General features: G+C 65.3%; 23 protein-coding genes and 1 tRNA gene. 12 read left to right on the forward strand and 12 right to left on the reverse strand.

Going from position 1 to position 25,968, the window contains the following annotated elements:
- Positions 1 to 101: 101 nt before the first annotated feature.
- Positions 102 to 1,007 carry an AraC family transcriptional regulator gene (locus EAH73_RS17255; RefSeq protein ID WP_161599587.1) on the reverse strand — a complete coding sequence of 302 codons (906 nt, stop codon included), beginning with the start codon at positions 1,005 to 1,007 and terminating at the stop codon, positions 102 to 104.
- 346 nt (positions 1,008 to 1,353) lie between these two features.
- On the opposite strand from EAH73_RS17255, the gene pckA reads away from it, so the two are divergent.
- Positions 1,354 to 2,991 (forward strand): phosphoenolpyruvate carboxykinase (ATP), encoded by a 1,638-nt coding sequence (gene pckA / locus EAH73_RS17260; RefSeq protein ID WP_140468670.1) that lies wholly within the window; start codon positions 1,354 to 1,356, stop codon positions 2,989 to 2,991.
- A gap of 261 nt (positions 2,992 to 3,252) precedes the next feature.
- On the opposite strand, the gene EAH73_RS17265 is transcribed toward pckA, so the two are convergent.
- Positions 3,253 to 4,848, reverse strand: a complete 1,596-nt coding sequence (locus EAH73_RS17265) for a Na+/H+ antiporter (protein WP_140468671.1) — start codon at positions 4,846 to 4,848, stop codon at positions 3,253 to 3,255.
- Between the two features lie 324 nt (positions 4,849 to 5,172).
- Here EAH73_RS17265 and EAH73_RS17270 point away from each other — a divergent pair, with 324 nt between their 5' ends.
- Complete coding sequence (locus tag EAH73_RS17270) at positions 5,173 to 5,967, forward strand: S1/P1 nuclease (RefSeq protein WP_140468672.1); 795 nt, start codon at positions 5,173 to 5,175, stop codon at positions 5,965 to 5,967.
- A 21-nt stretch (positions 5,968 to 5,988) separates the two neighbouring features.
- On the opposite strand, the gene EAH73_RS17275 is transcribed toward EAH73_RS17270, so the two are convergent.
- Positions 5,989 to 6,960 carry an ADP-ribosylglycohydrolase family protein gene (locus tag EAH73_RS17275; protein WP_193560209.1) on the reverse strand — a complete coding sequence of 324 codons (972 nt, stop codon included), beginning with the start codon at positions 6,958 to 6,960 and terminating at the stop codon, positions 5,989 to 5,991.
- 85 nt (positions 6,961 to 7,045) lie between these two features.
- On the opposite strand from EAH73_RS17275, the gene EAH73_RS17280 reads away from it, so the two are divergent.
- Complete coding sequence (locus EAH73_RS17280) at positions 7,046 to 7,753, forward strand: 16S rRNA (uracil(1498)-N(3))-methyltransferase (RefSeq protein ID WP_140468673.1); 708 nt, start codon at positions 7,046 to 7,048, stop codon at positions 7,751 to 7,753.
- Between the two features lie 443 nt (positions 7,754 to 8,196).
- Here the strand turns inward: EAH73_RS17280 and EAH73_RS17285 are convergent, their stop codons facing one another.
- A complete protein-coding gene (locus EAH73_RS17285) occupies positions 8,197 to 9,603 on the reverse strand; it encodes an RtcB family protein (RefSeq protein WP_140468674.1) in 1,407 nt (468 codons plus the stop codon).
- Positions 9,604 to 9,638: 35 nt separating this feature from the next.
- The gene (locus EAH73_RS17290; RefSeq protein ID WP_140468675.1) at positions 9,639 to 10,118 is read right to left on the reverse strand and encodes an ankyrin repeat domain-containing protein; all 480 of its coding nucleotides are present in this window, start codon (positions 10,116 to 10,118) and stop codon (positions 9,639 to 9,641) included.
- Positions 10,119 to 10,210: 92 nt separating this feature from the next.
- On the opposite strand from EAH73_RS17290, the gene EAH73_RS17295 reads away from it, so the two are divergent.
- Positions 10,211 to 10,879, forward strand: a complete 669-nt coding sequence (locus tag EAH73_RS17295; RefSeq protein WP_140468676.1) for a DUF4159 domain-containing protein — start codon at positions 10,211 to 10,213, stop codon at positions 10,877 to 10,879.
- Between the two features lie 76 nt (positions 10,880 to 10,955).
- Here the strand turns inward: EAH73_RS17295 and EAH73_RS23165 are convergent, their stop codons facing one another.
- The 5 genes from EAH73_RS23165 to EAH73_RS17320 form a co-directional block, all read right to left on the reverse strand.
- Complete coding sequence (locus tag EAH73_RS23165) at positions 10,956 to 11,534, reverse strand: hypothetical protein (RefSeq protein WP_161599588.1); 579 nt, start codon at positions 11,532 to 11,534, stop codon at positions 10,956 to 10,958.
- Positions 11,535 to 11,564: 30 nt separating this feature from the next.
- Positions 11,565 to 12,137, reverse strand: coding sequence for a 1-acyl-sn-glycerol-3-phosphate acyltransferase (locus EAH73_RS17305; RefSeq protein WP_140468678.1), 573 nt, complete (start codon positions 12,135 to 12,137; stop codon positions 11,565 to 11,567).
- Positions 12,138 to 12,197: 60 nt separating this feature from the next.
- On the reverse strand, positions 12,198 to 13,049 hold the full coding sequence (locus EAH73_RS17310; protein WP_240047310.1) for a patatin-like phospholipase family protein: 852 nt from the start codon (positions 13,047 to 13,049) through the stop codon (positions 12,198 to 12,200).
- A gap of 65 nt (positions 13,050 to 13,114) precedes the next feature.
- Positions 13,115 to 13,960 carry an MBL fold metallo-hydrolase gene (locus EAH73_RS17315; RefSeq protein ID WP_140468679.1) on the reverse strand — a complete coding sequence of 282 codons (846 nt, stop codon included), beginning with the start codon at positions 13,958 to 13,960 and terminating at the stop codon, positions 13,115 to 13,117.
- 105 nt (positions 13,961 to 14,065) lie between these two features.
- Entirely contained in the window at positions 14,066 to 15,013 is a 948-nt protein-coding gene (locus EAH73_RS17320) for an acetyl-CoA carboxylase carboxyltransferase subunit alpha (protein ID WP_140468680.1), read from the reverse strand.
- A gap of 278 nt (positions 15,014 to 15,291) precedes the next feature.
- Between EAH73_RS17320 and EAH73_RS17325 the strand changes: the two genes are divergently transcribed.
- The 7 genes from EAH73_RS17325 (at position 15,292) to EAH73_RS17355 (ending at position 24,809) form a co-directional block, all read left to right on the forward strand.
- Positions 15,292 to 15,365: transfer RNA gene (locus tag EAH73_RS17325), tRNA-Asp, on the forward strand.
- Between the two features lie 282 nt (positions 15,366 to 15,647).
- Positions 15,648 to 18,707 (forward strand): DUF5691 domain-containing protein, encoded by a 3,060-nt coding sequence (locus EAH73_RS17330; RefSeq protein ID WP_140468681.1) that lies wholly within the window; start codon positions 15,648 to 15,650, stop codon positions 18,705 to 18,707.
- Positions 18,708 to 18,716: 9 nt separating this feature from the next.
- Positions 18,717 to 19,814 carry an ATP-binding protein gene (locus EAH73_RS17335; protein ID WP_140468682.1) on the forward strand — a complete coding sequence of 366 codons (1,098 nt, stop codon included), beginning with the start codon at positions 18,717 to 18,719 and terminating at the stop codon, positions 19,812 to 19,814.
- A gap of 126 nt (positions 19,815 to 19,940) precedes the next feature.
- Positions 19,941 to 20,804 (forward strand): hypothetical protein, encoded by an 864-nt coding sequence (locus EAH73_RS17340; protein WP_140468683.1) that lies wholly within the window; start codon positions 19,941 to 19,943, stop codon positions 20,802 to 20,804.
- An 8-nt stretch (positions 20,805 to 20,812) separates the two neighbouring features.
- A complete protein-coding gene (locus EAH73_RS17345) occupies positions 20,813 to 23,134 on the forward strand; it encodes a DUF5682 family protein (RefSeq protein WP_140468684.1) in 2,322 nt (773 codons plus the stop codon).
- A 22-nt stretch (positions 23,135 to 23,156) separates the two neighbouring features.
- Complete coding sequence (locus EAH73_RS17350) at positions 23,157 to 23,693, forward strand: CbrC family protein (protein WP_140468685.1); 537 nt, start codon at positions 23,157 to 23,159, stop codon at positions 23,691 to 23,693.
- A gap of 12 nt (positions 23,694 to 23,705) precedes the next feature.
- Complete coding sequence (locus EAH73_RS17355; protein WP_140468686.1) at positions 23,706 to 24,809, forward strand: VWA domain-containing protein; 1,104 nt, start codon at positions 23,706 to 23,708, stop codon at positions 24,807 to 24,809.
- A gap of 114 nt (positions 24,810 to 24,923) precedes the next feature.
- On the opposite strand, the gene EAH73_RS17360 is transcribed toward EAH73_RS17355, so the two are convergent.
- Entirely contained in the window at positions 24,924 to 25,139 is a 216-nt protein-coding gene (locus EAH73_RS17360; RefSeq protein ID WP_140468687.1) for a hypothetical protein, read from the reverse strand.
- Positions 25,140 to 25,210: 71 nt separating this feature from the next.
- On the opposite strand from EAH73_RS17360, the gene EAH73_RS17365 reads away from it, so the two are divergent.
- A complete protein-coding gene (locus tag EAH73_RS17365; RefSeq protein WP_140468688.1) occupies positions 25,211 to 25,552 on the forward strand; it encodes a hypothetical protein in 342 nt (113 codons plus the stop codon).
- On the opposite strand, the gene EAH73_RS17370 is transcribed toward EAH73_RS17365, so the two are convergent.
- A complete protein-coding gene (locus tag EAH73_RS17370; protein ID WP_140468689.1) occupies positions 25,545 to 25,967 on the reverse strand; it encodes a response regulator in 423 nt (140 codons plus the stop codon). The two genes, EAH73_RS17365 and EAH73_RS17370, sit on opposite strands and share 8 nt — an antisense overlap.
- Between the last annotated feature and the right edge of the window lies 1 nt (position 25,968).

Consider the following 25,968-nt stretch of genomic DNA (forward strand, 5'->3'; position numbering starts at 1 on the left):
GGGGTGAAAAAAGGCCGCACGGCCGGCCACCACAAATGGCCGGCAATACGGGATGGGTAAAGCTAGGGAAGTTTTGGCAGTCGGCCCCCGGGGCCCCCGCCCTAGGGCTGGGCGGCGGCCGGGGCCCCCGCGGCCTGGTAGGCGCGGGCGCGGTAGGCCCCGGGCGAGAGGCCGGTTTGCTTGCGGAAAAAGCGCGTGAAGTAACCGGGGTCCACGAACTGCAGCTCGTAGGCGATTTCCGATACCGGGAGCGCCGTGTACACCAAGTAGTTGTGGGCCCGGCGCAGGGTGTGGGCCTGCACAATTTGCAGGGCCGTGCGCCCCTTCACGGCCTGGCAGATACGGTTGAGGTGCACGGGCGTAATCTTGAGCTCCTGGGCAAAGTCGGCAATTTTTTTCTCGAAGGGCGCGGCGCGGGCAATGGCCTTCTGGAACTCGCGGAAGTAGTGCAGGGCCCTATTGGGGCTGGCGGCCTTGCGGCGGTTGTGGTGCAGCAGGCGGAACAGCTTCACGAACAGCAGCTTGAAGAGGCCATTAAGGGCGAGCTGCTTGCCGGGCAGGTCGGCGTGGGTTTCGGCGTGGATTTGCTGGGCCAGGGCCAGCAGGTCGGCAAAGGGCACCTCAGCGCTGAACTCGGCCAGCACGTGCACCGCGTTTAGCTCCACCAGCACGTCGGGCGTGGCCTGTAAAATGGTGTCGAGCAGGCCCTCCGAGAGCGTGAGCGTGCGCCCCTTCACCTGCGGGCTGAACGTGAAGCCGTGCACCGTGCCCGCCGGGATGACCACCACGCAGGGCGTGATGAGCGCCGCCCGCGCGGGGGCCTCGAACGCGGCGCGGCCGGCCTCCAGAAAAAACAGCTGGAACAGGTTGCCGTGCAGGTGCGGCTTCAGGCCCCAGTCGGTGAGGCGCTGACGGGGCGCGATGAGCTGGCTCTGGAGGTAATCGTAGCGGACGCCGGCCTGGTGGTCGCCGTAGATGCCGTTGTAGCGCGCAATTTCCTGGGGCATGGCCGGACGGGAGAAGATGGGTGATTTTTTACCGTAAACCGATGGAATTCTGCCGCAAGGTATGATTTGTCCTGGTAATGGGTTCAATTGTTTCAGTGCGCCGCAGGGGGCCCCCGCTACCTTTGTCATGTTCAAAAAGCCCCCGCAACTGCTCGCCAATTTTGCAGATTTTGCCCATAAGCCACTCGCTTACACGCTATTTGCTCCTATCCATAGGTGTTCCTGACCGCTCGGCCGCCGGGGCCCTCCCGCCAAAATGCTTTACCCTGGGGCCCCCAGGGCCGGGATGTTTTGTGCCTGTCCTTCCGCAGTAATTTAATCCCACCCATCTTTTTCCATTTATCTTATGCCAACGCCCATTTCCTCGCCCGCCGTTGCCGACCGCTTAGCCCCCTTGGGCTTCGGCGCCACCACCGGGGCCGTGCACCTCAACCTGCCGCCCGCTACGCTGGTTGACCACGCCCTGCGCCGCGGCGAAGGCGAGCTGACCGACACGGGAGCCCTGATGTGCGATACCGGCCAGTTCACGGGGCGCTCGCCCAAAGACCGCTTCATTGTGCGCGACGCCGGCACGGAAAGCAGCGTGTGGTGGGGCGACATCAACATCCCGTTTGCACCGGAAAAATTCGACCAGCTGCACCAGAAAATGGTGAATTACCTGGCTGATAAAGAAGTGTTTGTGCGCGACGCCTATGCTGGGGCCCACCCCGCCTACCAGCTGCGGCTGCGCGTGGTGAACGAACTGGCCTGGCACAACCTGTTCTGCCACAACCTATTCCTGCGCCCCGCAGACGGCGCCGACACCGCCTGGCTGCCCGATTTCAGCATCATCTGCGCCCCGGGCTTCGAGGCCGACCCGGCCGTGGACGGCACCCGCCAGGCCAACTTCGCCGTCATCAACTTCACCAAGAAGATGATTCTGATTGGGGGCACGGCTTACGCCGGGGAGATGAAAAAGGGCATTTTTGGGGTGCTGAACTACTTGCTGCCTCACCAGCACGCCACGCTGCCCATGCACTGCTCGGCCAACGTGGGGCCCCAAGGCGACACGGCCATCTTCTTCGGCCTCTCGGGCACGGGCAAAACCACCCTCTCGGCCGACCCCAACCGCGGCCTCATCGGCGACGACGAGCACGGCTGGACGCCCGGCGGCGAGGTATTCAACTTCGAGGGCGGCTGCTACGCCAAGGTGATTGATTTGAGTGAGGAGAAGGAGCCCGAAATCTGGAACGCCATCCGCTTCGGGGCCATCGTGGAGAATACGCGCTTCGTGCCCGGCACCCACACCGTGGACTACGCCAATAAATCGGTGACCGAAAACACGCGCACCGCCTACCCCATCGACTTCATTGCCAACGCCGTGGAGCCGGGCGTGGCCGGGGCCCCGCAGCACATTTTCTTCCTCACCGCCGACGCTTTTGGGGTGCTGCCGCCCATCAGCCGGCTCGACAAGAGCCACGCCATGTACCTGTTCATGTCGGGCTACACGGCCAAGGTGGCGGGCACCGAAATGGGCATCACCGAACCGCAAACCACGTTTTCGGCCTGCTTCGGGGCGGTATTCCTGCCGCTGCACCCCACCCGGTACGCCGAGATGCTGGGCCAGAAAATGGACGAGAACCCCAACGTGAACGTGTGGCTCATCAACACCGGCTGGACCGGGGGCCCCTACGGCACCGGCCACCGCATGAAGCTGGGCTACACCCGCGCCATGATTACGGCCGCCCTCAACGGCCAGCTCGACGAAGTAAAATTCACCCCCCACCCCGTATTTGGGGTGATGGTGCCCGGGGCCGTGCCCGGCGTGCCGAGCGAAATCCTGGACCCGCGCCGCACCTGGGCCGACAAAGCCGCCTACGACCAAACCGCCAACGCCCTGGCCGACAAGTTTGTGGCCAACTTTGAGAAGTACGCCGCCGCGGCCAGCGAAGAAATCCTGGCTGGGGCCCCTAGGGCCCACAAGGCAGCGGTGGCAGTGGCTTAGGCTAAGGGCGCTCGTTATTGGTTAGCAGGCTTTTTGCGAGTAAGGAATTGCACAAAAAGGCGGCCGTGCGGAGCGCAGTCGAAGCACCTTTCCCGTGTCGTTGAACGATTGGCTTACTGCCGTGGGAAAGATGCTTTGACTGCGCTCCGCACGGCCGCCTAATGTTCTGGCTTTTTTAGTTTGGCAACAAGCCTATTGACTGATAACTGACTGATAACGAACGCCTAATAGCCCAAATCCCTTGGCTAAAGCCAGCGGGGCCTACGAAGCCTTGTCCAGCGCCAACCGGCCTTCTTCCAAGTCCAGCTCGTTTTCGAGCTTGCGGAGCACTTCTTCGTTGGTGCGCTGGGCGCGGCGCAGCTCCTGCAGCTGCCCGCGCTCGAAGTGGATGAGCACTTCCTGGAGCTGCTGGAAGGGGCTAAGGGTGGCGGCGGGCACGGCCTCGGGGCCCCCGGCGGCACGCTGGCGCAGGCGGTCGAGGCGAATTTGGTAGCGCGACTGCATGCGGCCCAGCACGTCGGCCGGGGCCTGGGCGGCGGCTTCAGGGCTGTGCAGGTAGGCCAGCGTGCGGGTGGCCAGGCGCACGCGCAGGGCCTGCTCCTCGCGCTCGGCCAGGCCGTCGGCCTCCAGCCCCAGCCAGCCGATGAGGGGCCGCAGCGTGAGGCCCTGCACCAGCAGCGACACCAGAATGACCACGAAGGTGAGCAGCAGCATGGGGTTGCGCTGCGGAAAAGCATCCCCGTTGGGCAGGGCCAGCGGCAGGGCCAGCGCGGCGGCCAGCGAGAGCACCCCCCGCATGCCGCCCCAGCCCAGCAGGGTAGCCTCGGCCCAGGTGGGGGCCTCGGTTGGCTGCGCCCGGCCGCCGCCCAGCCAGCGCGGCAGGTAGGCGCTGGGGTACACCCACAGCATGCGGGCCCCCAGCACGGCCAGGCTGATGAGCACGCCGTAGCCCACCAGCGGCCAGCGCAGGCCGGGGGCCACGCCCGCCACCACGCCCGGCAGCTGCAAACCAATTAGGATGAATACCAGGCCGTTGAGTAGAAACTCCAGCGTGTCCCATACGGCCGCGGCTTGCAGGCGGCGGTCGTGGTCGGTGGCGCGGCCCGCGTGCTGGCTGGCGAAGAGCGCCGCTGCCACCACCGCCAGCACCCCCGAGCCGTGCAGGGTTTCGGCCAGCAGGTAGGCCGCGTAGGGCGTGAGCAGGGTCAGGCTGGTGTCGATGGCCGCGCTGGTGCGCGAGAGCCGGTGCACGCCGTAGAACGCGGCCGCCACCGCCAGCCCCACCCCAATGCCCACGGCCGTTACCAGCAGCAGCTGCCCCGCCGCCTGCCCCAGCGCAAACTGCCCCGTGACCACCGCCGCCACCGCGTAGCGGTAGGCAATGAGGCCCGTGGCGTCGTTCACCAGGCTCTCGCCCTCCAGCACCACGCTGATGCGCCGCGACACGGGCAAGCCCTTGGTGGCCACCGCGGCCGACACGGCATCGGTGGGCGACACGATGGCGGCCAGCACAAAGGCGGGGCCCCATCCGAAGCCCGGCAGCGCGTAGTGGGCCACCGCCGCCACCAGCGCCAGCGAAAACAGCACGCAGCCCACCGCCAGCAGCGTAATGGGCCGCGCCTCGGCCCGAAACGACGACCACGACAGGGCCCAGGCCGAGGCATAAAGCAGGGGCGGCAGAAACACGAAAAACACCAGGTTGGGGGCCAGCACCACCGGCGGCAGCCCCGGCCACAGGCTCAGGGCCAGGCCCGCCAGCACCAGCACCACCGGGTAGGGCACCCGCAGCCGGTTGGCCACCTCGGCCAGCGCCGTCGTCACGGCCAGCAGCAGGACCAGGAGTTCAATTTCGTGCATATATATAGAAGAGCCGTACGGGGGAGAAAGGGCCCGCCGGCACGCGCGGTGCGCCCGGCGGCGGGCATTGTTTACGGCGGGGGCCCTCGCCTGCCATTGCCCCGCGCCAAATAAAAGGCGGATCTGCCATTAACATACTGTCTTTCAATTTTAAAACTAAAAACTGCCGGCTAGCCCCGGCCCACGCGGCCGCTTGATTTTGGAGCGCCGCACCTCCTGAGCCGCGCCCGCGGCCGGGGCCCCGGCGCAACCCCCAGCCGCGGGCGCGGTCTATGGGCGCGCGCCGGGGCCCCGGCGGCGCTATTTTTGGGCTTTCCTTTTTATATGATGCGTTTCCGTTTCCTGCCGCTGCTTCTCTTACTGCTGGCCCCCGCCCGCCTCTGGGCCTGGGGCGTGGAAGGCCACCGCGCCGTGGGGCGCATAGCCGAGCACCACCTTAGCCCCCAGGCGCGCCGCGCCGTGCACGAGCTGCTGGGCACCGAAAGCGTGACGCTGGTGAGCACCTGGGCCGATGAAATCCTGTATCCGCCTGTGCCCGAGTTCAAGGGCACCAGCCCCTGGCACTACGTGAACAGCCCCAGCGGCCTCGGCCACGACCAGTACGTGCAGGACCTCAAGGCCCAAACCATCCCCAACGCCTACCGCGCGCTGCTCGACAACATGGCCATTCTGAAGGACAAAACCAAGCCCCGCGCCGACCGGGTGGTGGCGCTGAAATTCGTTATTCACCTCGTGGGCGACGTGCACCAGCCCCTGCACGCCGGCCGGCTCGAAGACCGGGGCGGCAACAGCATCAAGCTCACCTACCGCGGCAAGGAAACCAACCTGCACAGCCTCTGGGACAGCGGCTTGCTGGATTACCAGGGCCTGAGCTACTCCGAAATGGGCCAGCAGTACGACGACGTGCCCAAGGCCCAGCAGCGCCAGTGGCAGCGCGACGACGCGGCCCAGTGGCTGTGGGAATCGTACCAGCTCAGCGAGCAGATTTACGCCGAAGCCGCCCAAAACCCCACCGGCTTCGACTACCGCTACTACCCCGCCCACGGGCCCCAGGTGCAGCGGCGCATCCAGCAAGCCGGCCTGCGCCTGGCCGCCGTGCTGAACGACGCGCTGAAATAGCGCGCCGGGACCCCTATTTGGTTAGCCAGCGGCTACCAAACGGCTGGCTAAATCCTCAATGTCGGCGCGGCAGGCCAGAGGCCCCAGCCACTCCGCGGGCAACGCCGCTTCTCCATAGGCCAGGCCGGCCAACCCGCCCGCCACGGCCCCGGTCGTGTCGGTGTCGCTGCCCAGGTTGACGGCCGCCAGCACCGTGGCCGGGTAGCTGGTTTGGGTGAGCAAGCACCACAGCGCCGCTTCCAGGGTGTGCACTACGTAGCCGGAAGACTCGATTGCGGCTTCGGGCAGCGCGGGCAAGCTGCCGTCGAGCACCCGGCGGTAGTAGATATCCTCCACAGCCGCGGGAATGCTGCCCTGCCGCAGCCACGGGTTGGCTGCCGCCATCATTTGGGCATACGCTTCGGCCGGCCCCAGGCCCGCCAGCAGCCCCCGCGCCACCAGCAAGTACAGGAAGCAGCCCAGCGTGGAGCGCGGGTGCCCGTGCGTGACGCTGGCCACGGCGGCCGTGAGGGCCCACGCGGCGTCCAGGTCCAGCCGTTCGGCGCGCCAGGTTTGGTGGAAGGCCAGCGGCAGGATGCGCATCAGGGCCCCGTTGCCGTTGTCTTGGGCCGTGCGGGGCCCCGCGCTGGTGGGCTCCGCGCCTTGCCGCAGGCGGCCAATGGCGGCGCGGGTGGCGTTGCCCACGTCGAAGGTTTCGGCGGTGGCCGTCCAGTAAGCGTTATCCAGCCAGTTGATGCAGCGGCGGGCAAAATCGGCCAGGTCCGGGGGCCCCAGCAGGCCCTTGGGCCGGGCCAGGGTTTCGGCCAGGCAGAAGGTGAGCGAGGCGTCGTCGGACCAGGTGCCGGCCGGCTGGTCGTGCGTGCCGTGGGCGCGCAGGCCAGCCACGGGGTCGCGGCGACGCTCGTCGCGGCTTCGGAACTCAACGGGCACGCCCAGGGCGTCGCCCACGGCCAGGCCCAGCAGGGCGGCCCGGGCAGCAGGTAGTAGCAGCATGGGGCCAAAAGTAGCGCCGGAACCGCCCGCTTTTCCCACCGCAAACTGCGCGCCGGGGCCCCAACTTGGCCGACCTTTGCGCCCCATGCTGACCTGCTACGCCCCCGACCTGCACCCCGGCCAACCGGCCTACACCCTCTCCGAAGAAGAAAGCAAGCACGCCGTGCGCGTGCTGCGCCTGGGCCCCGGGGCCCCCGTAGCCCTCGTGGACGGCCGCGGGGGCCGCTACCAAGCCGAGGTGGCCGACGCCAACGCCAAGCGCTGCCAGCTGCACATTACCGCCCACGAGGCCGTGCCGCCCCGCTCCTACCTTGTGCACGTGGCCGTGGCCCCCACCAAAAACCTCGACCGCATGGAGTGGTTCGTCGAAAAAGCCGTGGAAGTGGGTGTGGACCGCATTTCCTTCCTCCGCTGCGCCCGCTCCGAGCGCCGCGAGCTGAAGCTGGAGCGGCTGGAAAAAATAGCGGTCAGCGCCCTCAAGCAGAGCGGCCAAGCGTGGCTGCCGCAGCTGGATGAGCTGATGGACTTCGCCCCGTTCGTGGCCACCGCCGACGCGGCCACCACCTTCATTGCGCACCTGGAGGAGGGCGAGCGCACGGCCCTGGCGCAGGTGGCCGCCACGGGGCCCGGCTGCTGCGTGCTCATCGGGCCCGAAGGCGACTTTTCGCCGGAGGAAATTGCCTTGGCACTGGCCCGCGGCATCCGCCCCGTTACGCTGGGGCCCTCGCGGCTGCGCACCGAAACAGCAGCGCTGGCGGCCGTATTCACAGCCCAAATCGTGCGGGCGGGGTAAGGGTTGCCGCAAAAGCTGGCGGCGCGCGCCGAGCCGGTGCGCAAAGGCAAGGGGCCCGGCGTCTCTTTTTTGACGGCTACGCTCCACAAGCGCCGTTATGAGCGAGTTGGCCTGGTTCTGCCGGCGGGCCCACACGGCATCGGTAATGGTTGCATCCGGCTCGCTCGCCGTAAAGTGGGTGTATTTCGCGCTGGCTTGCCGGTTTGGGGCGGTGAGCTCGGCGCACCTCCGCAAGCGAGCTAGCACCCAGTGGCCGCGCGGCCTGCGTTTCGACGCTCCTGTTTTGACAAAATGAGCGCCTGTCGCTGGCATGGGTCCTAGCCGTTTCAGTGCCCGGCTCGCATGAAGCGGTAAGCCTGCTTCGACAGGCGAACGCCAGATGCGCATAATTGCCCCTTCCCAACCTAATACCAAGCAAGTATTCATCATCAGGTAGTTACAAACTACTCCTCCCCACCTAGCTCTTCCCGGGCGGCCAGCTTGGCCCGGCGCTTTTGCTTCCACGGCGCGTCCTGCTCCCAGTCGCCGGCCATGATGCAGCCGTAGGGCCGCACCTCGTCGAGCACGGTGGCCAGGCCAAACTGCGCAATCTGCTGCTGCACCGCGGCAGCGTCTTTATAGGCGCTGGGCAGCTCCGAAATATCGATGCGGTTGAAGAAAAACCGGGCGTCGATGCCCTGCGTTTCCTCCGCAAACCACTCTTCCTTGGTCTTGTCGGTGCGGCTGGCTTTGTGGCGGGTGCGGCTGAGGTTGCGGCCCGCCCCGTGCGGCGCAAAGCCCAGGTTGTTGGCCGTGGTGGCGCCCTCCACAATCAAAATGGGCTGCGCCATGTTGAGCGGAATGATGCGCGGGCCGGTGATGTCAGGCATAAAGCGCGGGTCGAGCGGCGTGGCCCCCTTGGCATGGTAGTAGAGGTCGCCGGTTTTGAACACGAAGTTGTGCTCGTTCCAGTAGCGCTGCTGCACGGGCACGGCCAGGCGCTGGGCAATGTCGTCGTGCAGGCACAAATGGTTGAGCTTGGTCCACTTGCGCACCGTTTGCAGGGCCTCCCAGTAGGCCACGCCCTCGGCCGAATCGGCAGGCAGCCAGGCATTAGCGGGCGCGGTTTCGGGCGAGAGCTGCTGGCGGAAGCGCTCGGCCACCTTCATACCCTGGGTGTAGAGCCGCGCGCCCACCCCGCGCGAGCCGTGGTGCGTCACGAGCACGGTGTCGCCGGTGTTGCGCGAAATGCCCACGTACAGGAAGTGGTTGCCGTCGCCCTGCGTGCCCAGCTGCTCGTGGGCCAGGGCGAGGGTCTTGTCGGTGTCCAGAAAGGGGTTAGCCTGCATCTCGGCCCGCAGGTCGGCGGGCAGCGCGTAGCGCCGTTCCGGCGGCCGGCCGCCGGGGCCAAAGTGCGTTACCTGCTGGGCCACGTCCAGCACTTGCTTGGGGTCGGCTTTGCCCAGGTTGGTCAGCATCACCGAGCAGCAGATGTCGGCCGAGTGCATGCCGGGGTGAATGGCGTTGCGCGCCACCACCACCCCGCCCACCGGAATGGTACCGGGGGGGCCCGCCGGGCAGGCATCGGGCATAATGGCACCCGTCACCACGGTGGGCGTGCGCATGAGCAGCCGCATCGACGCTTTCACGTAGTCGATGTTTTGCTGCTCCACTACCGAGCTGGCGCTGATGTTTTCGTAAAAAGGCAGCGGCTCGGGCAGCAGCGGCAGCTCGGCCGGCGGCTGCACCGTGGCGAGGTAAGCCAGCATCGGTTCGCCGGTCAGGCCGTGGGCGTTGATGTGCTCCAGGGCCCCTTTAAACCACTTGCCCGATTTGAAGCCTAGGTCGAGGAGGTCTTTACCATTGGTCATAAACATCTATTATACAAATGCTTCACATCATTGAATTAGCCTATACTAATCGATTCTATCACTTTTCTGAATGGTTCTGGATAGTCATTTAGGCCGCTCAGATTAGCTCCTTCTTGCACGTAAAGCTTCACAATTCGCAGGTCATCTTTAGCATGAAAAACAGCCCTCCAGAGGGGCGCATTGCCGTATACATCTAGTAAATTCAGGTCTGCTCCAGCCTTCAACAGCATCCTAGCCGCGTCTTCGTTCTTCTCCTGGCCAGCAAAATGCAGAGCTGAATCTCCATTTCTATCCTGATGGTTGACGTTAGCCCCTTGCTCAATAAGCCAACCTAGCAAATCCTCATTTTTGCGAAGAGTTGCCAATATTAAAGCGGTTCGCAAATAGTCATCCGTAGACTCAATGCCCGTTTCCGCTAAAATCTTTTTGACGCCCTCATTGTCATGCTGCCGAATAAGCCAATCTACTTCATCAAATCTGGGGTCTGTCTTGTGGGGTCGTCCGGCCCTAGCCATCGCTGGTTGAGTTAAGTGCTGAGTTCAAATATAAACTCATTTCCAGCCAAGCAACTTATACTTGCTGCCTTCGATTCGTAAGCTTAAATACTATGCTCCGCAACTTCCTCCTCGCTGCCGCCCTGCTCCTCACCGCCACGGCCGCCGCGCCGCCCGGGGCCCCCAGCTTTCGCATCGCCAAGCTGCACTACGGCGGCGGCGGCGACTGGTACGCCAACAAAACCAGCCTGCCCAACCTCATCAGCTTCTGCAACCAGGCGCTGCACACCAACATTGCGCCCGACGAGGCCACCGTGGAACTGGACGGAGCGGAACTGCTCGATTACCCGTTCGTGCACATGACGGGGCACGGCAACGTGAGCTTCACCGCCGCCGAGGCCCAGAACCTGCGCAAGTACCTCATCGGCGGCGGCTTCCTGCACATTGATGATAATTACGGGCTCGACAAGTTCATTCGGCCCGAGATGAAGAAGGTATTTCCCGAGCTGGAATTCGTGGAGCTGCCCTACTCCCACCCCATCTACCACCAGAAATACCCGTTCCCGCGGGGCCTGCCCAAGGTGCACGAGCACGACGGCAAGCGCGCCCAAGGCTTCGGCCTGGTGTACAAGGGCCGGCTGGTCTGCTTTTATAGCTTCGAGTGCGACCTGGGCAACGGCTGGGAAGACGTGGGCACCTACCCCGAAGACCCGCCCGCCGTGCACGAGGCCGCCCTGCGCATGGGCGCCAACCTGGTAAGCTACGCCCTCACCCAAAACTAGCTTTTAGTTGTCAGTTGCTAGTTGTCAGTCAGTTGGTTTGTCCGTTGTTAGCAAACTAGCTGACAACTAGAATCAGCTACCACTCCCGCCGGTTCAGGATTTCGCTGAGCACGAAGGCGGCCCGCACGTTGGCGGGTTGGGCCAGTAGGCGGCGCACGGCGGTACCGGTGCTTTCGGGGGCCGGCGCGGGGGCAAATGGCCGGTAGGTGGCGTCGGGCTGGGCCGTTATTACGGCCCGGGGCAGGTTGGCGCCGCGCTGCGCGATGGGCGTGGCCGGGCTCATGGGGCGGGCCGTGGCCGGGGCTTCCAGTGAGGTAAGGCGGCGCGGCGCGCGGCGGGCGGGGCCCTCCTGCGGGCGGGGCACCGGCACGGGCCGGCCACCGGGCAGCGGGCCGGGGCGGGCCGCCGGGCCGGTGGGCGCGGGCAGAAACTGACCGGTAGCGGGCACCGTGGGGGCCCCGGGTGCGTCGGCGTTGCGGGCCTGCATCTGCTTGAGCAGCTCCTGAAACGTGGCGGTGGGCAGCGCGGGCACGGCCGGCGTGCGGGGCCGCTCGCGGGACTCCTGGGCGGCGGTGGCGCGCATTTTTTGCACCATGCGGTACACGAAGCCGCCGAGGCCGAGCGCAATCCAGAGCAGCGTTTGCACCTTTTCCATGCGGCTAAGGTAGCGCGCCGGGCGCCAAACCTAGCGCACGCCCTGGGCGGGAAAACGGCCGGTTTTGGTGCGGTAAAAGGCCTTGATTTTTTCCTCGTCGGCGGGGTAGTCGCCGCTCGGGTACACGGCGGGGCCAATGCCGGCTTCCTTGTTTTTGTAGTCCAGGTAGCCCAACCGGATGGGTACGTGCGCGGCCAGGGCGGCGAAGTAATAGCCTTTGCGCCAGCGCGGTTGGTACTTGCGGGTGCCCTCGGGGGTGATGAGGATCACCAGTTCGTCGTGGGCGTTGAAGAGCTCGGCCATGCCCTCCACGAGGCTGTTGTTCTTGGTGCGGTCCACGGCCAGCCCCCCCACCGAGCGCACCAGCCCCCCGAGCAGCCAGTGGTCGGTCCACTCCTTTTTCACGGTGAAGCGCACGTCCACGTCCATCAAATAGAACGCGGCGCGGGCATAAATCAGGTCCCAGTTGCTGGTGTGCGGGGCCGCAATCATCATGCTTTTCTTGATCTCCGGATTAGCGATTTGGCCCAGCTTCCACCCCGACACCCAGAACACGAATTTGGCGATGTAGAACCAGACGGTAGAGGTTTTGCGGGCGGGCATCGAACTAAGTTAGGAGTGAGCAAGAAACGCAAAGGTAATAAGGTAACGCCGGGGCCCGCCTCAGGCCAGCAGGGCCCCCAGGGCGGCGGCCTGCCCCAGGGCGTAGCGGTGGCCGATGTCGAACAGCTCCGCGCCCCGGCGGTAGTCGAGCGGGCGGAAGTGGCGCAGCGCGGGCGGCTCCAGCAGCAGGGCGCACTGGGTTTTGCGGTGGGCCGTGTTGGCGTTGATGGCCAGCTGCAGCGTGCGCTCCACCAGCCGGCGCAGCGTGGGAATGTGCGCTTCCTGGTTGATGGGGTTGCAGTGCACGCCCACCACGGGGCCCCCAGCGGCCAGCAGCGGCTCCACGGGCAGGTTGTTGAGCAGGCCGCCGTCCACCAGCTGCCGACCCTGGTAGGCCACGGCCCGGTACACGATGGGCACCGCCGACGAAGCCAGCAGCGCCGGCAGCAGGGGCCCCGCGCTGAAGTACACCGACTCGCCGGCCAGCAAATCAGTGGCCACCAGCGTGAGTGGCCTTTGCAAATCCTCGAACTGCACCTGGGGCCCCAAGTGGCTGGCCAGCAGCGCCTCCACCGCGTCGAGCCCCAGCAGCCCCAGCCGGCTAAAGGCCGGCCGCGTGAGCCGGGCCAGGTTGGTGGCCAGCAGCAGCCGCAAAATCTCGCGCGGCGCAAAGCCAGCCGCGTAAAACGCCCCCGCAATGGCCCCCGAACTCACGCCCGCCAGCCGCCCCACCGGCAGGCCCAGCTCATCCAGCGCCGCCAGCACGCCCAGGTGCGCAATGCCCCGCGCCCCGCCGCCCGATAGCGCCAGGCTTAAAGTAGCTATTGGCGGCTGGCTGCTGGCTGCTGGCCCCTCCATTTTAGTTGGCTGCTGGCTACTGAAATCCTCCACTTTATCAACCTTTGCAATCACCGGGCCCTCTAAAAAAGAGCTAAAAGCCAACAGCTAAGGGCTCAAGACAACAGCCAATAGCTAAATTACAAGTCACTGATGCGCAGGCGCTCGGCTATGCCTACGCCGCGCTCGGTTTGCTGCACGGTGCAGGCCTCGGTGAGGTGGTCGTGCTGGAGCACCAGCACCCAGTTTTCGGCGGCGGCGCGGGCCAGCACGGCTTCCTTCTCGGCCAGCGTCACCAGCGGGCGCATGTCGTAGCCCATCACGTAGGGCAAGGGCAGGTGGGCAGCGCTGGGCAGCAAATCCGACATAAACGCCAGCGTGCGCCCTTGGTATTCCAGCACGGGCACCATCAGCTTCTCAGTGTGCCCGTCGGCAAACAGCAGCTCGCGGAACGGCAGCCCGGCGGGCACCCCAGCGGCGGGGTCGATAAAGCGCAGCTGACCGCTTTCCTGGAGCGGGAGGATGTTCTCCTTCAGAAAGCTGGCTTTTTCGCGCGGGTTGGGGTGGGTGGCCCAGTCCCAGTGCGCCTGGTTGCTCCAGTACGTGGCGCGGGGGAAGGCCGGCACCAGGGCCCCGTCGGGCCGGCGCGCCACCGCCCCGCCCACGTGGTCGAAGTGCAAATGCGTCAGAAAAACGTCGGTAATGTCGGCCCGCTCAAAACCCAGGGCCCCCAGCGACTGGTCGAGCACGCCGGTGGGCTGGTAATCGACGCGGCTGAAAAACTTCGCGTCCTGCTTGTCGCCCAAGCCCGTGTCGATGAGCGTCAGCCGGTCACCGTCCTCGATGAGCAACGAGCGCATGGCCCAGGTACACAAGTTATTGGCATCGGCGGGGTACACCTTTTGCCACATCGACTTGGGCACCACACCGAACATGGCGCCGCCGTCGAGTTTGAACAAACCGGTATCAATGGCGTGAATCTGCATGGCAAAAAACGAGGGAATGGGTAGGAACGAGCGGCAAGAAACGAAAAAGCCCGTTCGGAAGCCGCGCCGGCTCCCAAACGGGCCGTTTTCGGGACCACCGGGGCCCTATTCTACCACCACGCCCATGGCCGAAAACTTGTCGATGCGCTGCGAAATGCGCTCGGCGGCGGGCACCGCGGCCAGCTCCTTGAGGGTTTTGAGCAGCGTCTTTTTCAGGGTGGCAATCATGGCCTCCGGGTCGGTGTGGGCCCCGCCCAGCGGCTCCTTCACAATGCCGTCCACGAGGCCCGCCTTCTGCATGTCGGTGGCCGTGAGCTTGAGGGCCTCGGCGGCCTGCTCCTTATAGTCCCACGAGCGCCACAGGATGCTGCTGCACGACTCGGGCGAAATCACCGAGTACCAGGTATTTTCCAGCATCAGCACCCGGTCGCCGATGGCAATGCCTAGGGCCCCGCCGCTCGCGCCCTCTCCTATGATGACGCAGACCACCGGCACCTTCAGCATAAACATCTCCTTGAGGTTGCGGGCAATGGCCTCGCCCTGCCCCCGCTCCTCGGCCTCCAGCCCCGGAAACGCGCCGGGCGTGTCAATCAGCGTCACGATGGGCACGTTGAACTTCTCGGCCAGCTTCATCAGGCGCAGGGCCTTGCGGTAGCCCTCGGGGTTGGGCATGCCAAAGTTGCGGAACTGCCGCTGCTTGGTGTTGTGGCCCTTTTGCTGCCCAATGAACATCACCGGCTGCCCGTCAATCTCGCCGAAGCCGCCCACCATGGCCTTGTCGTCGCCCACGGTGCGGTCGCCGTGCAGCTCCACAAATTTCTCGGCCATGCCGCCGATGTAGTCCAGGGTGTAGGGCCGCTCGGGGTGGCGCGAGAGCTGCACCCGCTGCCAGCGCGTGAGGTTGGCGTAGGTTTCCTTCTTGAGGGTTTTGATTTTGGTTTCCAGCGCCGCCACGGCGTTGGTCACGTCCACGTCGCTGTCGGCGGCCAGTTTTTGCATTTCCTGGAGCTTGCCTTCAAGGGCGGCGATGGGTTGTTCAAAATCGAGTAGCATTGCAGGCACGGCTGGGGGAGAAGATAAAAAGCAAGTACGGAACAAAGGAAGCAGCCGCTGGGGGCCCTCCCACCCGCCAAAAAAGCGGTTGGCAAAGGTAAATCATCCGCCGTTGGGACGCCTACCAAAAAACAATGAGCCTGAAAAACAAGTCACAAGCTCCAAAACGGCCCCCTTTCAAGAGAAAAAATGCCTCCCAGCTTGCAAACGCCCATTTCGTTTCCCTACCTTTGTATCACCAAAACGGAAAAACACACGGTTTTTCTAGCTCGGTAAACGGTTTGGTAGTTCAGTTGGTTAGAATGCCGCCCTGTCACGGCGGAGGTCGCGGGTTCGAGTCCCGTCCAGACCGCACCGTTTAATTAAAAGGCCCTGTAAGTATCTAACTTACAGGGCCTTTTTCTTTTACTCCACTTCGAGGGGACGCTACGGGGGACAGATTTAATAGCTATTTCTGCGGCGCTTTCTATAGTGGGCTGAAGTGGAAGCTTTGCAACTACCGGTGGGGGCAGATGGCAACGATGGGGGCCCCTCGTTGCTGTTGAGGCGGGGGACAGACGCGGGGAGGAACGAGGATTTCATTTCCCTTGCTACTTTGTGCCGCAATGCGCGCCGCCTCTGCCCTTCCCACCGAATGATTTCCTACTCCGAAGACCAGGCACGGGCCTTCGTGACCAATGCGGGCACTTGGCAGCGCGGGCAACCGCTGGCCCAGCCGGCTAAGTGGGCCAACGTGGGCCGCACCGATGCCACGGCGTGGGGCGAGTGCGCCGGCAGCGGCGCCAAGCCGTACCTGACGGGCATCGACCTGCGCGAACCCGCTTTTAAGTGTTCCTGCCCGAGCCGGGTGTTTCCGTGCAAGCACGGGGCGGGCCTGCTGCTGTTGCTAGCCCGTCAGCCCGCGCTTTTTACTGGTTCGACGGAGCCCGCTTGGTTGGCGGAATGGCTGGCGAAACGCCAGCAGATGCAGGAAAAGAAGGTGGACAAAGCTGGCCCGGGGCCCCGGGCGCTGGCGGGCGAACCGGCCGGGGCGGTCGTGGCGGCCGACGCAGCGGAGCCGGCGCAGCCAGCCGCGGCGGAACCGGGGGAAGAGGTAACGCCCGCCCGGCTGGCCCGCATGGCGCAGGGCGCCGACGAGTTGGAAACCTGGCTGCTGGACTTGGTGCGCAACGGGCTGGCCACGCTCGACCAACAACCTGCTACGTTTTGGGAAAGACAGGCGGCCCGCTTGGTGGACAACCAGCTGCCCGGCCTGGCGGCCACGGTGCGGGAGCTGGCCACGTGGCGCCACGCCCACGCCGACTGGCCCGCCCGCCTGCTGGCCCGCCTGGGCGAGGTGTACTGGCTGGTGCGCGCCTTCCAGAACCGGGCGCAGCTGCTCGCTGCCACCCAGCAGGAGGTGCTGCAACAAGTGGGCGTAAGCCTAAAGAAGGAAGCTCTGCCCGCACTAGCCCCGCCAGTGGCCGACGAGTGGCGAGTGCTGGGGCAGTTTACTTGGGAGGAAGACCGCCTCACGGCCCGCCGCAGCTGGCTACGGGGCCGGGCCACGGGGCGCCACGCGCTGGTGCTGGAATTTGCGTTTGGCCGCCAGTCTTTCGCCACGCCTTTGGCGCCGCACGGCTGCTACGCGGGGGGCCTGTTGTTTTACCCCGGCCCGCTGCCGCTGCGCGCCACGCCGGCGGCGCTGGCCTTTGCGGGGACGGCTTCGCTGGCAGCCGCGCCCCCGGCCCAGCGGCCCAGCCAACTGCTGGACGAATACGCCACGGCCCTGGCCAGCCAGCCATGGCTGCGGGAGTGGCCCGCCACCCTGGCCCCGGTGGTGCCGGTGCGGCAGCCCGACGGAACTTGGCTGCTCCAGCACCCAGCCGAATCTGGGGGCCTGCCCCTGCGCTTTGCCAGCGCCGAGGCCCCTTGGGAATTGCTGGCCCAGAGCGGCGGCCATCCCATGACGCTGTTCGGCGAATGGGACGGCCGGGCGTTCCGCCCGTTGAACAGCTGGCCCTGCCAACCTGAGCCCGAAGCGGAGGCTGCTCAACGACCAGAACTAGCCGTTGGGGGCCCTGGGGGCGCAGCACCTGCCGCACCGGTATCGGTTTCCGACGTGGCGGCGGGCGCGGTGGGGGAAGCAGCGGCAGCTGCCGATTACCCGGCATTTTCTCAGCTGCTGCGCATCGGCCTGCTGGGCACCCGCCAGAGCGGCGAAGTACTACCGGCCCTGCCGGGCATCACTACTCCCGCCGACGGGCCTGAACAACGGCTCTTATTGGGGGCGGGGGCCCTGGCCCTGATGCAGAAGGCTGGCTTCCGGCCGCCGGCTGCGGCCGGGGCGCCGCCCGCGCCCGCGCCGGCCGAGGCTTGGCAACCGCTGGGGCCCCTGGGCACTGAATGCTTCCGCGCGCTGCTGGCGGGCAGCCGCTTTGTGGCATTTCGCACCGGCTACTGGACGCAGATGGAAGAGCATAAGCGCCTGGTGCCCCCGGGCTTGCTGGTGGCGGCGCTGAACAACGCCGATTTCCGGCTGCACCTGCCCGGCACGATGTCGGCGCTACTGGGGGAACGGGGGCAGTGGCTGGCGCAGCAAAACCCCGACTGGCACGCCGTGCTGATGCCCCGGCACACCTCCCGGGACCCGGCGACGTGGGAAACGGGCAACCTGCACCAGCGCCGGTTCTTCATTGAACTTCTGCACAAGGACGACCCGGAGCAGGCGCGGCAATTGCTGGCCGCAGCGCTGCCAGCCGAGCCCGCCGCAACCCAGGCCGCGCTGCTGGGCGAGCTGGAGCATACGGTAACGGCGGCCGACGCCCCGCTGCTGCTTAGTTACTTGACTTCCAAAAGCAAGGAGGTGCGCCAAACCGTGGTGCCGCTGCTGGTGCGCCTGCCCGGCGCGGAACTGGTGGAGCGGCTCTGGCAGCGGGCCTTGCCTTTGCTGACGATGAAACGCCCGCTGCTGGGCCGCAACAAGCTGCTGGTGGAATTGCCTGAGGCCTGGGATAAAGCGTGGCAAGCCGACGGCATCGAGCAGAAGACCACCAGTTTCGAGGGCGGGGAACGGGCCGGGTGGCTGGGCCAGCTGCTGGCGCTGCTGCCGCCCAGCCGCTGGGCCGCGCACTTGCAGGTAACGGCTGAGGAACTGCTGGTCCTGGCCGAAGCCACCGACTGGGGCCCCCTGCTGCTCCGCGCCTGGGCACGGGCCGCGTACCTGCACCAGGATAAGGCGTTCGTGGCGCCGTTGCTGCTGCGCCACTTCGTCCAGCCCGGCCTGTTGCACCACCAGCAAGCCGCGCACCTGGCCTGGCTGCTGAGCGACGCGGAGAAAATCGCGCTGCTGCGCACGCTACTGCCGCCGCGCACCAGCGACGTACCAGCGTTTTTGCCGGAATTCTTGAACTACATCTTCGCGCCGTGGCCCGCCGACCTTGTGCAGGCCGCGCTGCGCAGCATTGCCCACGGGCTGGCGCCGGCCGTGACCAACCCGTACGGCGAGCCCCACCAGCGGCTTTCGACGCTGCTCTACCGCCTGGCCAGCTACGTGCCCGACGACCAGCTGCCCGCGTGCACGGAGGTGCTGGGGCCCCTGGCCGCCACGTACCCGCCCGTTGTCCAGCTGGTCGAGCAGTTTTTCGAGTCGGTGCGCTTCCGCCAGCAGCTCGCCGCCAGCCTCACCGAACCTCCCACGCCTTCCCTCTTCTAACGCTTCCGCATGGCTTCTCCCCTGCCCACCGCACTGCTGCGCCCCCACGCCGAAGACCTCTACGCCGAGGAGCTGGCCGCCCTGAAGGCCGCCGACGACCGTCCCAAGCCGCCCAACTGGCAGCTCTCGCCCTGGGCCGTGGTGACGTACCTGCTCGGCGGCACGCTCGACAACGGCTTCGCCATCGAACCCAAGTACATCGGCCAGCGGCGGCTGATGGAAATTGCCGTGGCTACCCTGGCCACCGACCGCGCCCTGCTGCTGCTGGGCGTGCCCGGCACGGCCAAAAGCTGGGTGAGCGAGCACCTGACGGCGGCCATCAGCGGGCACACCAACCTGCTGGTACAGGGCACCGCCGGCACCGCCGAAGACAGCCTGCGCTACTCCTGGAACTACGCCCGCCTGCTGGCCGAGGGCCCCTCGCTGGGGGCCCTGGTGCCCAGCCCGCTCTACAAGGGCATGCAGGCCGGCCAGCTCGTGCGCATCGAGGAGCTCACGCGCATCCCCTCCGACGTGCAGGACACGCTGCTGACCATGCTCTCGGAAAAGGTGCTGCCCATCCCCGAACTGAGCACCGAAATCCAGGCCACGCAGGGCTTCAACGTCATCGCCACGGCCAACGACCGCGACCGGGGCGTGAACGAGCTGAGCAGCGCCCTGCGCCGCCGCTTCAACGCCGTGGTGCTGCCGCTGCCCGCCACGCTGGCCGAGGAAGTGCACATCGTGCAGACGCGGGTGGCCAAGCAAGGCAAGGCCCTGCAACTGCCCGTGGAGGCCCCCGCGCTGGAGCAAATCAGCCGCCTGGTGACGGTGTTCCGCGAGCTGCGGGCGGGCGTGACGGACAACGGCAAAACCAAGCTCAAGTCACCCACCGGCACGCTGAGCACCGGCGAGGCCATTTCGGTGATGAACGCAGGCCTGGCCCTGGCCGCCTACTTCGGCGACGGCACCCTGCGCGCCCACGACCTGGCCGCCGGCCTCATGGGCGCCGTCATCAAAGACCCCGCCCCCGACCGCGTGGTGTGGCTCGAATACCTGGAAACCGTGGTCAAGGAGCGCGACGGCTGGAAGGATTTGTATAGGGCTTGTCGGGAAGTGGTGGAGTAGTAGTTAATAGTATTGCAATTAAACCAAAATCACAACCAATAAACCCATAGTAAGATGCGAGAAACAGAAATCATCATGGGATTCATAGATTTCCTTACAACAAAAGGTTATCCCAGATTATCGCTGATGCTTGAAGCTCCGCTTACATCGCAACAGGGTGAAAAAAGGAGCGTGCGTGGTATTGTGGATTTAATAATTTTAGACGTTGACTTCAATAACTATCTTGCAATTGTAGAGTTTAAATATAAAAACAATAAAACAATATTATCGGGAGCAGAGGAACAAGTAAAGTCATATTTAAACCTAATTGATATTGAAGGGCTACCAGCCTATCTTGTTACAGTTGATGAAAATAAAGATTTAGAAATCTACATTCTTATAGATGAAGGATGGAAAAAAATAAAAGCTGCTGATTTTCCAGATTATACAACATTACAATCTAAATCACAAGCAGATATAAAAAATGTTTCAAATATATCAGAGAAAAAAATCTATAAGAACAGAAGAGAACTTACAATAAATATCGCACAAAGCGCATTAATTAGCTTAGGATTAGGGATATCTTTTATCGCCATCGTTTATAATTTCAACTTAAAATCCATATTTATAGAACCGGAAAATAAATATCAAGCCGAAATTAATTTATTAAAAAAGGAAATCAAAGATTTACAATTTTTAGATACGAAGTCCCGCAGCATAGATTCGGTACTCACAAAGCCAAACCAGAAAATATCTGATATAGACAACAGATTAGTATCCATTGAAAAAATAATAACAAATTCACCCGATAAGTTATTAAAAATACAAGAAATTAATTTTCAATTCAAGGAATTAGCAAGTTCAATCGCAAAAGAGAAAGAGATAAGCGAAATTAAGTTGAACAGTTTAAAAGAAAGAATTGACCAAGTAATTATTTGGACATCAGGGCTAATCATAACAATAATTGGCTCTATTGCAGGTTTTGCAATAAACGCCTTTAAGAAAAACTAGTCCTACCAATGCCCACCGACCTGCGCCTGTTCGGCATTCGCCACCACGGCCCCGGCAGCGCGGCCAGCCTCGTAGCGGCGCTCGACGACTTCCAGCCCGACCTCGTGCTGCTGGAGTGCCCCGCCGATGCGGAAGCGGCCCTGGCCACCGCCACCCACCCGGAGCTAATGCCGCCCGTGGCGCTGCTCGTGTACAACCCCAAGCAGCAGGGCCAGGCCTCGTTTCTGCCGTTTGCCACGTTTTCGCCCGAGTGGCAGGCGGTGCACTGGTGCGCCCGCCACGGGGCCCACGTGCGCTGCATGGACTTGCCAATGACGCTGCGGTTTGGGATGCGGGACGCGGTGGCCGATGCGCCGGATGGTACGGCCGCGGGCGCCCCGGCCGCGACGGAGCCGGTGCCCACCGGGGAGGCAACGCCGGGCGACGCCGCGCCCGAACCCGCCGCGGAGGGCCCCACGGCAGCGGCGCCCGACGACGCCCTGGAAGCCGACCCGGTGGCCTACATCGCCCGGCTGGCGGGCTACACCGATTCGGAGCAGTGGTGGGAAACCCACCTGGAGCACGCCCCCGGCAACGCCGATACCTTCGCCGTGGTGCTGGATTTGATGATGGCGCTACGCGAAGAGCTGGCCCGCCCCGAAAGCGAGGAAACCCTGCTACGCGAGGCCTTCATGCGCGAAACCCTGCGCGCCACCCTGGCCCAGGGCTACGCCCGCGTGGCGGTGGTGTGCGGGGCCTGGCACGCGCCGGTGCTGCGGCCCGAGCTGCTCAAGAAAGAGGACAAAGCCCGGCTGAAGGGCCTGAAAAAGGTGCCCACCGAAACCACCTGGATTCCGTGGACCTACGAGCGGCTGTCGCTGAGCTCGGGCTACGGGGCCGGGGTGCTCTCGCCGGCCTGGTACGAGCTGCTGTTTGCCCAGCCCCGGGCCGAAGTGCTGACGCACTGGATGGTGCAGGCCACGCGCCTGCTGCGCGGGCAGGACGTGGACGCCTCCTCGGCCCACGCCATCGAGGGCGTGCGGCTGGCCGGGGCCCTGGCCGCCGTGCGCGGGCTGGCGCTGCCGGGCATTGACGAGCTGCAGGAGGCGGCCGTGGCCATCCTGGGCGGGGGCTACGCCGAGCCGCTGGCCCTGGTGCACCGGGCCCTAGTCATCGGCGAGAAGCTGGGCGAAGTGCCCGCCGGCCTGCCCGCCACCCCCCTGCAGCAGGACCTGGCCCAGCAGCAGAAAAGCCTACGCCTCAAGCCCGAAGCCCTGCCCAAGCCGCTCGACCTGGATTTGCGCCAGGCCGCGCAGCTCGACCGCAGCCACCTGCTGCACCGCCTGCGCCTGCTGGATATTAAGTGGGGCGAGCCGGAGGCCGTGAGCGGCCAGCGCGGCACCTTCCACGAGCTGTGGCGGCTGGCGTGGGCGCCTGAAATGGCCCTGGCCGTCATCGAAGCCGGCCGGTGGGGCAACACGGTGCTGGGCGCCGCGGCGGCCCGCGCCACCGCCCGCGCCGCCGAAGCCACCGGCCTGGAGGCCGTGAGCGCGCTGCTGGAAGAAGCCCTGCGCGCCGACCTGGGGCCCGCCATTCCGGCGCTGGTGGCGCGCCTCGAAACCATTGGGGCCGGTACCCGCGACGTGACGCACCTGCTGGCCGCGCTGCCCCCGCTGGTGCAGGTGCTGCGCTACGGCAACGTGCGCCGCACCGACACGGCCCAGGTGGCCCAGGTAGTGGACCAGCTGGTGCCGCGCCTCTGCATCGGCCTGCCCGCGGCCTGCGCCGGCCTCGACTACGACGCGGCCCGCCCACTGCTCGCGCGCCTGGAGGCCACCCACCAGGCCCTGCGCCTACTCGAGCAGCCGGCGCACGAAGCGGCCTGGTACGGGGCCCTGGCGGCAGTGCAGCGCAACGCCGCCAGCAACGGCCTGCTGGCCGGGGCCGCCGCCCGCTTCCTCTTCGATGCCCAGCACGCCGATGCCGACGCCACGGCCACCACGCTCGGCCTGGCCCTGGCCCCCGCCCAACCCACCGACTACGCCACGGCGTGGATCGAGGGCTTTTTGCGCGGCAGCGGTTTGCTGCTCATTCACCATCACGAATTATTCGCCCTACTCGACGCCTGGCTGGGGGCCCTGCCGGAGGATACTTTTCGCGAAATCGTGCCGCTGCTGCGCCGGGCCTTCACCGACTTTTCGCTGCCCGAGCGGCGGCAGCTGCTGGAGCTGGCCGGGACGGACCCGAAAGCACTGGCGACGAGCGCGGCGGCCGTGGACTTCGACTGGGAACGCGGGGCGCGTGTGCTGCCGGGGCTGCGCGTGCTGCTGGGGGATTCTGTCGCGGTTTGATTTTTCAGGAGACGTATCAACCATGACCCCACCCGATTTCTTTTATAGCCCCAATGCTTATTCACTGGGCATTATTGAGCAGCGAGCTATAACGTGCCAATGCTGTGACCAGGTACGGGACTTCTATTACACGGGCGGCCTATACTGCAAAGCTGAGGTAGACACTCTTTGCCCTTGGTGCATTGCCGACGGCAGCGCCGCCGAGAAGTACAGCGGGTCGTTCGTCTCTGATTTTGAAGGCTTAAATCCTGGGCCAACTGGCTTAGGACCGCCGATGTCGCCGTCATCGATGGAGCAGGTGAGCAGCCACACGCCGGGCTACGCCTCCTGGCAAGGCGACGTTTGGCTCGGCCACTGCGGGGAGGCCTGTATTTTTCTGGGGTACGTGGGCAGCAAAGAGCTGGCGCCGGTATGGGCCGAAGTTCGGGACGACGCCGTGGCCAGCGGCTGGGGCGAAGACACAATTCAGCACCATATGCACAAGGACGGCGACATGACCGGCTATTTATTTCAATGCCAGCACTGTGGCAAACACCGCCTCCACGTCGACGCCAATTAACGCGCTACTGCCATGAATACCACCCGCTGGAAACTTGTGCTGGGCAGCGCCGCCGATGCGGCCAACGCCGTGCCCCTGCCGCCCGACTACGGGCGCATGGACGACGTGCTAACGGCCCTCTACGACGGCGACAAGGCCGCGCGCAAGGCCGGGCTGGGCGGCTCGGCCCCGCGCGTGAGCCGCTGGCTGGGCGACATCCGCGAATACTTCCCCGCCGAGGTGGTGGCCGTGATGCAGCAGGACGCCATGACGCGCCTGGGCCTGAACCAGCTGCTGCTGGAGCCCGAAATCCTGCGCACGGTGCAGGCCGACGTGCACCTGGTGGGCACGCTGATGGCGCTGGGCCGGGTGATGCCGCAGAAAGCCAAGGCCACGGCCCGCGAGGTCATCACCAAGGTGGTGCGCGCGCTGGAGCAGAAACTGACCAACCCCTTACGCCAGGCCGTGCAGGGGGCCCTAAGCCGGGCCGTGCGCAACCCGCGCCCCCGCTACCACGAAGTCGACTGGGGCGCCACCATCAAGGCCAACCTGCGCCACTACCAGGCGGCCCACAAAACCGTGATTCCGGAACGGCTGGTGGGCTACGGCCGGCGCGGGCAGGCGCTGAAGGAGATTGTGCTGTGCGTGGACCAGAGCGGCTCGATGGCCTCGTCGGTGGTGTACGCGGGCGTGTTCGGGGCGGTGCTGGCCTCGCTGAAGGCGGTGAAGACGCACATGGTGGTGTTCGACACGGCGGTGGTGAACTTAAGCGAAAACCTGCACGACCCGGTGGATTTGCTGTTTGGGGTGCAGCTGGGCGGCGGCACCGACATCAACCTGGCCCTCACCTACTGCCAGCAGCTCATCACCCGCCCCACCGACACCATCCTGGTGCTGGTCACCGACCTCTACGAGGGCGGCAACGCGCGGGAGCTGATCAAGCGCGCGGCGGCACTCAAGGCCGCCGGCGTCGCCTTCGTGGTGCTGCTGGCCTTGAGCGACGACGGGGCCCCCAGCTTCGACCGCCACCTAGCCGAGCAACTGGCGGCGCTGGGCATCCCGAGCTTCGCTTGCACGCCGGCCCGGTTTCCGGCGCTGATGGCGGCGGCCATTCAGGGCCAAAAGCTGGAGGCTTAGCCACCATTAGCCCGCGCGCTGCGGTGGCTGGCAGCGCGCGTCTTTGGGGCGCGGCGCATACCGTTCTCATACTCGCGCCATGCTTCCGCCATGCTCGCGCTATGGTCGCGGGGCTCAGGCGGCGCGGCGCAGCGGTGGGTTGAGGGCGGCGGTGACCTGCTGCTCGTCGAGGCCGGTGTGGTGGCAGAAATCGGCCACGGTGAGCAGGGCCCCGGCGGGCTTGCCGGCGGCGGCGCGGGCCTGGCGCAGCAGGCGCTTGGCGGCATCGTAGCTGCGGCCAGTGAGGGCGGCCACGTCTTTGGAATAAATGCAGATTCGGAGCGGGGGCATACGGGGGCGAGAGGGGGGCAAATGGGGCACTGCGAAGATAATTCAGGCCGGGATCCCGCTAGCTTCGTTCCATGAAGACGCAGAAGACCCGCGCCATCGTCGGCATGGACGAAACCAACGACCGCGGGGCCCGGGTGATGGACAAGGACAACGCCCTGGAACTGGTGGGCTTCGACTTCCACGCCGCCGCGTCGCTGGGCCAGATCTTCTTCGGGGCCCACACCACGGCCGCGGCCGGCGCGTACTTAACCATCGGCCTGCCCAGCCTCAACGGCTTGACCGATGTGGCCGCCCCGCAGAGCGCGGCGCACTTTGAGTTGATGCTGGGGTTGGCGGCAATCAACTTCGAAACGGGGAGAGCGGACCAGCTGGGCCGCTCGTTTTGGTTTGGCCAAGTGTCGCCGGTTAGCTAGCGGCGGCGTGGCCAAAGTGCTCCTGCAGCACCTGGTTGACTTTGTCGCGGGTCAGGGGCTTGGTGAGGTAGCCGGCAATGGGCAGGCCCTGCATCTGCGCCACGTCGCCCGGGTTGAGGGAGGTGGTGAGCATGATGATGACAACCGCGGGGTTTTCTCGTTCGGACCGCTGGGCGTAGGCCTGCAGGAACTCGAAGCCGTTCATGCGCGGCATCTTCATGTCGAGCAGAATCAGGGCCGGGCAGTTGGGCGACGCGGGCGGCGCGCAGTGGGCATGCAGCAGGTCGAGGGCTTGCTGCCCATTGACGGCCACCAGCACTTGGTCGCTGACGGCCATGCGCCGGAGCAGGGTTTGGTTAAGGAAGTTGGTGGTGGTGTCGTCGTCGACGAGCAGGGTGCAGGAAAGGACGGCCATG

The sequence above is a fragment of the Hymenobacter nivis genome, from assembly GCF_006439025.1.
Classification (GTDB): domain Bacteria; phylum Bacteroidota; class Bacteroidia; order Cytophagales; family Hymenobacteraceae; genus Hymenobacter; species Hymenobacter nivis_A.

Bases quoted from the DNA above. Each gene is read 5' to 3' on its own strand.
- EAH73_RS17255 (WP_161599587.1), bottom strand. From the start codon at position 1,007: ATGCCCCAGGAAATTGCGCGCTACAACGGCATCTACGGCGACCACCAG.
- pckA (WP_140468670.1), top strand. From the start codon at position 1,354: ATGCCAACGCCCATTTCCTCGCCCGCCGTTGCCGACCGCTTAGCCCCC.
- EAH73_RS17265 (WP_140468671.1), bottom strand. From the start codon at position 4,848: ATGCACGAAATTGAACTCCTGGTCCTGCTGCTGGCCGTGACGACGGCG.
- EAH73_RS17270 (WP_140468672.1), top strand. From the start codon at position 5,173: ATGATGCGTTTCCGTTTCCTGCCGCTGCTTCTCTTACTGCTGGCCCCC.
- EAH73_RS17275 (WP_193560209.1), bottom strand. From the start codon at position 6,960: ATGCTGCTACTACCTGCTGCCCGGGCCGCCCTGCTGGGCCTGGCCGTG.
- EAH73_RS17280 (WP_140468673.1), top strand. From the start codon at position 7,046: ATGCTGACCTGCTACGCCCCCGACCTGCACCCCGGCCAACCGGCCTAC.
- EAH73_RS17285 (WP_140468674.1), bottom strand. From the start codon at position 9,603: ATGACCAATGGTAAAGACCTCCTCGACCTAGGCTTCAAATCGGGCAAG.
- EAH73_RS17290 (WP_140468675.1), bottom strand. From the start codon at position 10,118: ATGGCTAGGGCCGGACGACCCCACAAGACAGACCCCAGATTTGATGAA.
- EAH73_RS17295 (WP_140468676.1), top strand. From the start codon at position 10,211: ATGCTCCGCAACTTCCTCCTCGCTGCCGCCCTGCTCCTCACCGCCACG.
- EAH73_RS23165 (WP_161599588.1), bottom strand. From the start codon at position 11,534: ATGGAAAAGGTGCAAACGCTGCTCTGGATTGCGCTCGGCCTCGGCGGC.
- EAH73_RS17305 (WP_140468678.1), bottom strand. From the start codon at position 12,137: ATGCCCGCCCGCAAAACCTCTACCGTCTGGTTCTACATCGCCAAATTC.
- EAH73_RS17315 (WP_140468679.1), bottom strand. From the start codon at position 13,960: ATGCAGATTCACGCCATTGATACCGGTTTGTTCAAACTCGACGGCGGC.
- EAH73_RS17320 (WP_140468680.1), bottom strand. From the start codon at position 15,013: ATGCTACTCGATTTTGAACAACCCATCGCCGCCCTTGAAGGCAAGCTC.
- EAH73_RS17330 (WP_140468681.1), top strand. From the start codon at position 15,648: ATGATTTCCTACTCCGAAGACCAGGCACGGGCCTTCGTGACCAATGCG.
- EAH73_RS17335 (WP_140468682.1), top strand. From the start codon at position 18,717: ATGGCTTCTCCCCTGCCCACCGCACTGCTGCGCCCCCACGCCGAAGAC.
- EAH73_RS17340 (WP_140468683.1), top strand. From the start codon at position 19,941: ATGCTTGAAGCTCCGCTTACATCGCAACAGGGTGAAAAAAGGAGCGTG.
- EAH73_RS17345 (WP_140468684.1), top strand. From the start codon at position 20,813: ATGCCCACCGACCTGCGCCTGTTCGGCATTCGCCACCACGGCCCCGGC.
- EAH73_RS17350 (WP_140468685.1), top strand. From the start codon at position 23,157: ATGACCCCACCCGATTTCTTTTATAGCCCCAATGCTTATTCACTGGGC.
- EAH73_RS17355 (WP_140468686.1), top strand. From the start codon at position 23,706: ATGAATACCACCCGCTGGAAACTTGTGCTGGGCAGCGCCGCCGATGCG.
- EAH73_RS17360 (WP_140468687.1), bottom strand. From the start codon at position 25,139: ATGCCCCCGCTCCGAATCTGCATTTATTCCAAAGACGTGGCCGCCCTC.
- EAH73_RS17365 (WP_140468688.1), top strand. From the start codon at position 25,211: ATGAAGACGCAGAAGACCCGCGCCATCGTCGGCATGGACGAAACCAAC.
- EAH73_RS17370 (WP_140468689.1), bottom strand. From the start codon at position 25,967: ATGGCCGTCCTTTCCTGCACCCTGCTCGTCGACGACGACACCACCACC.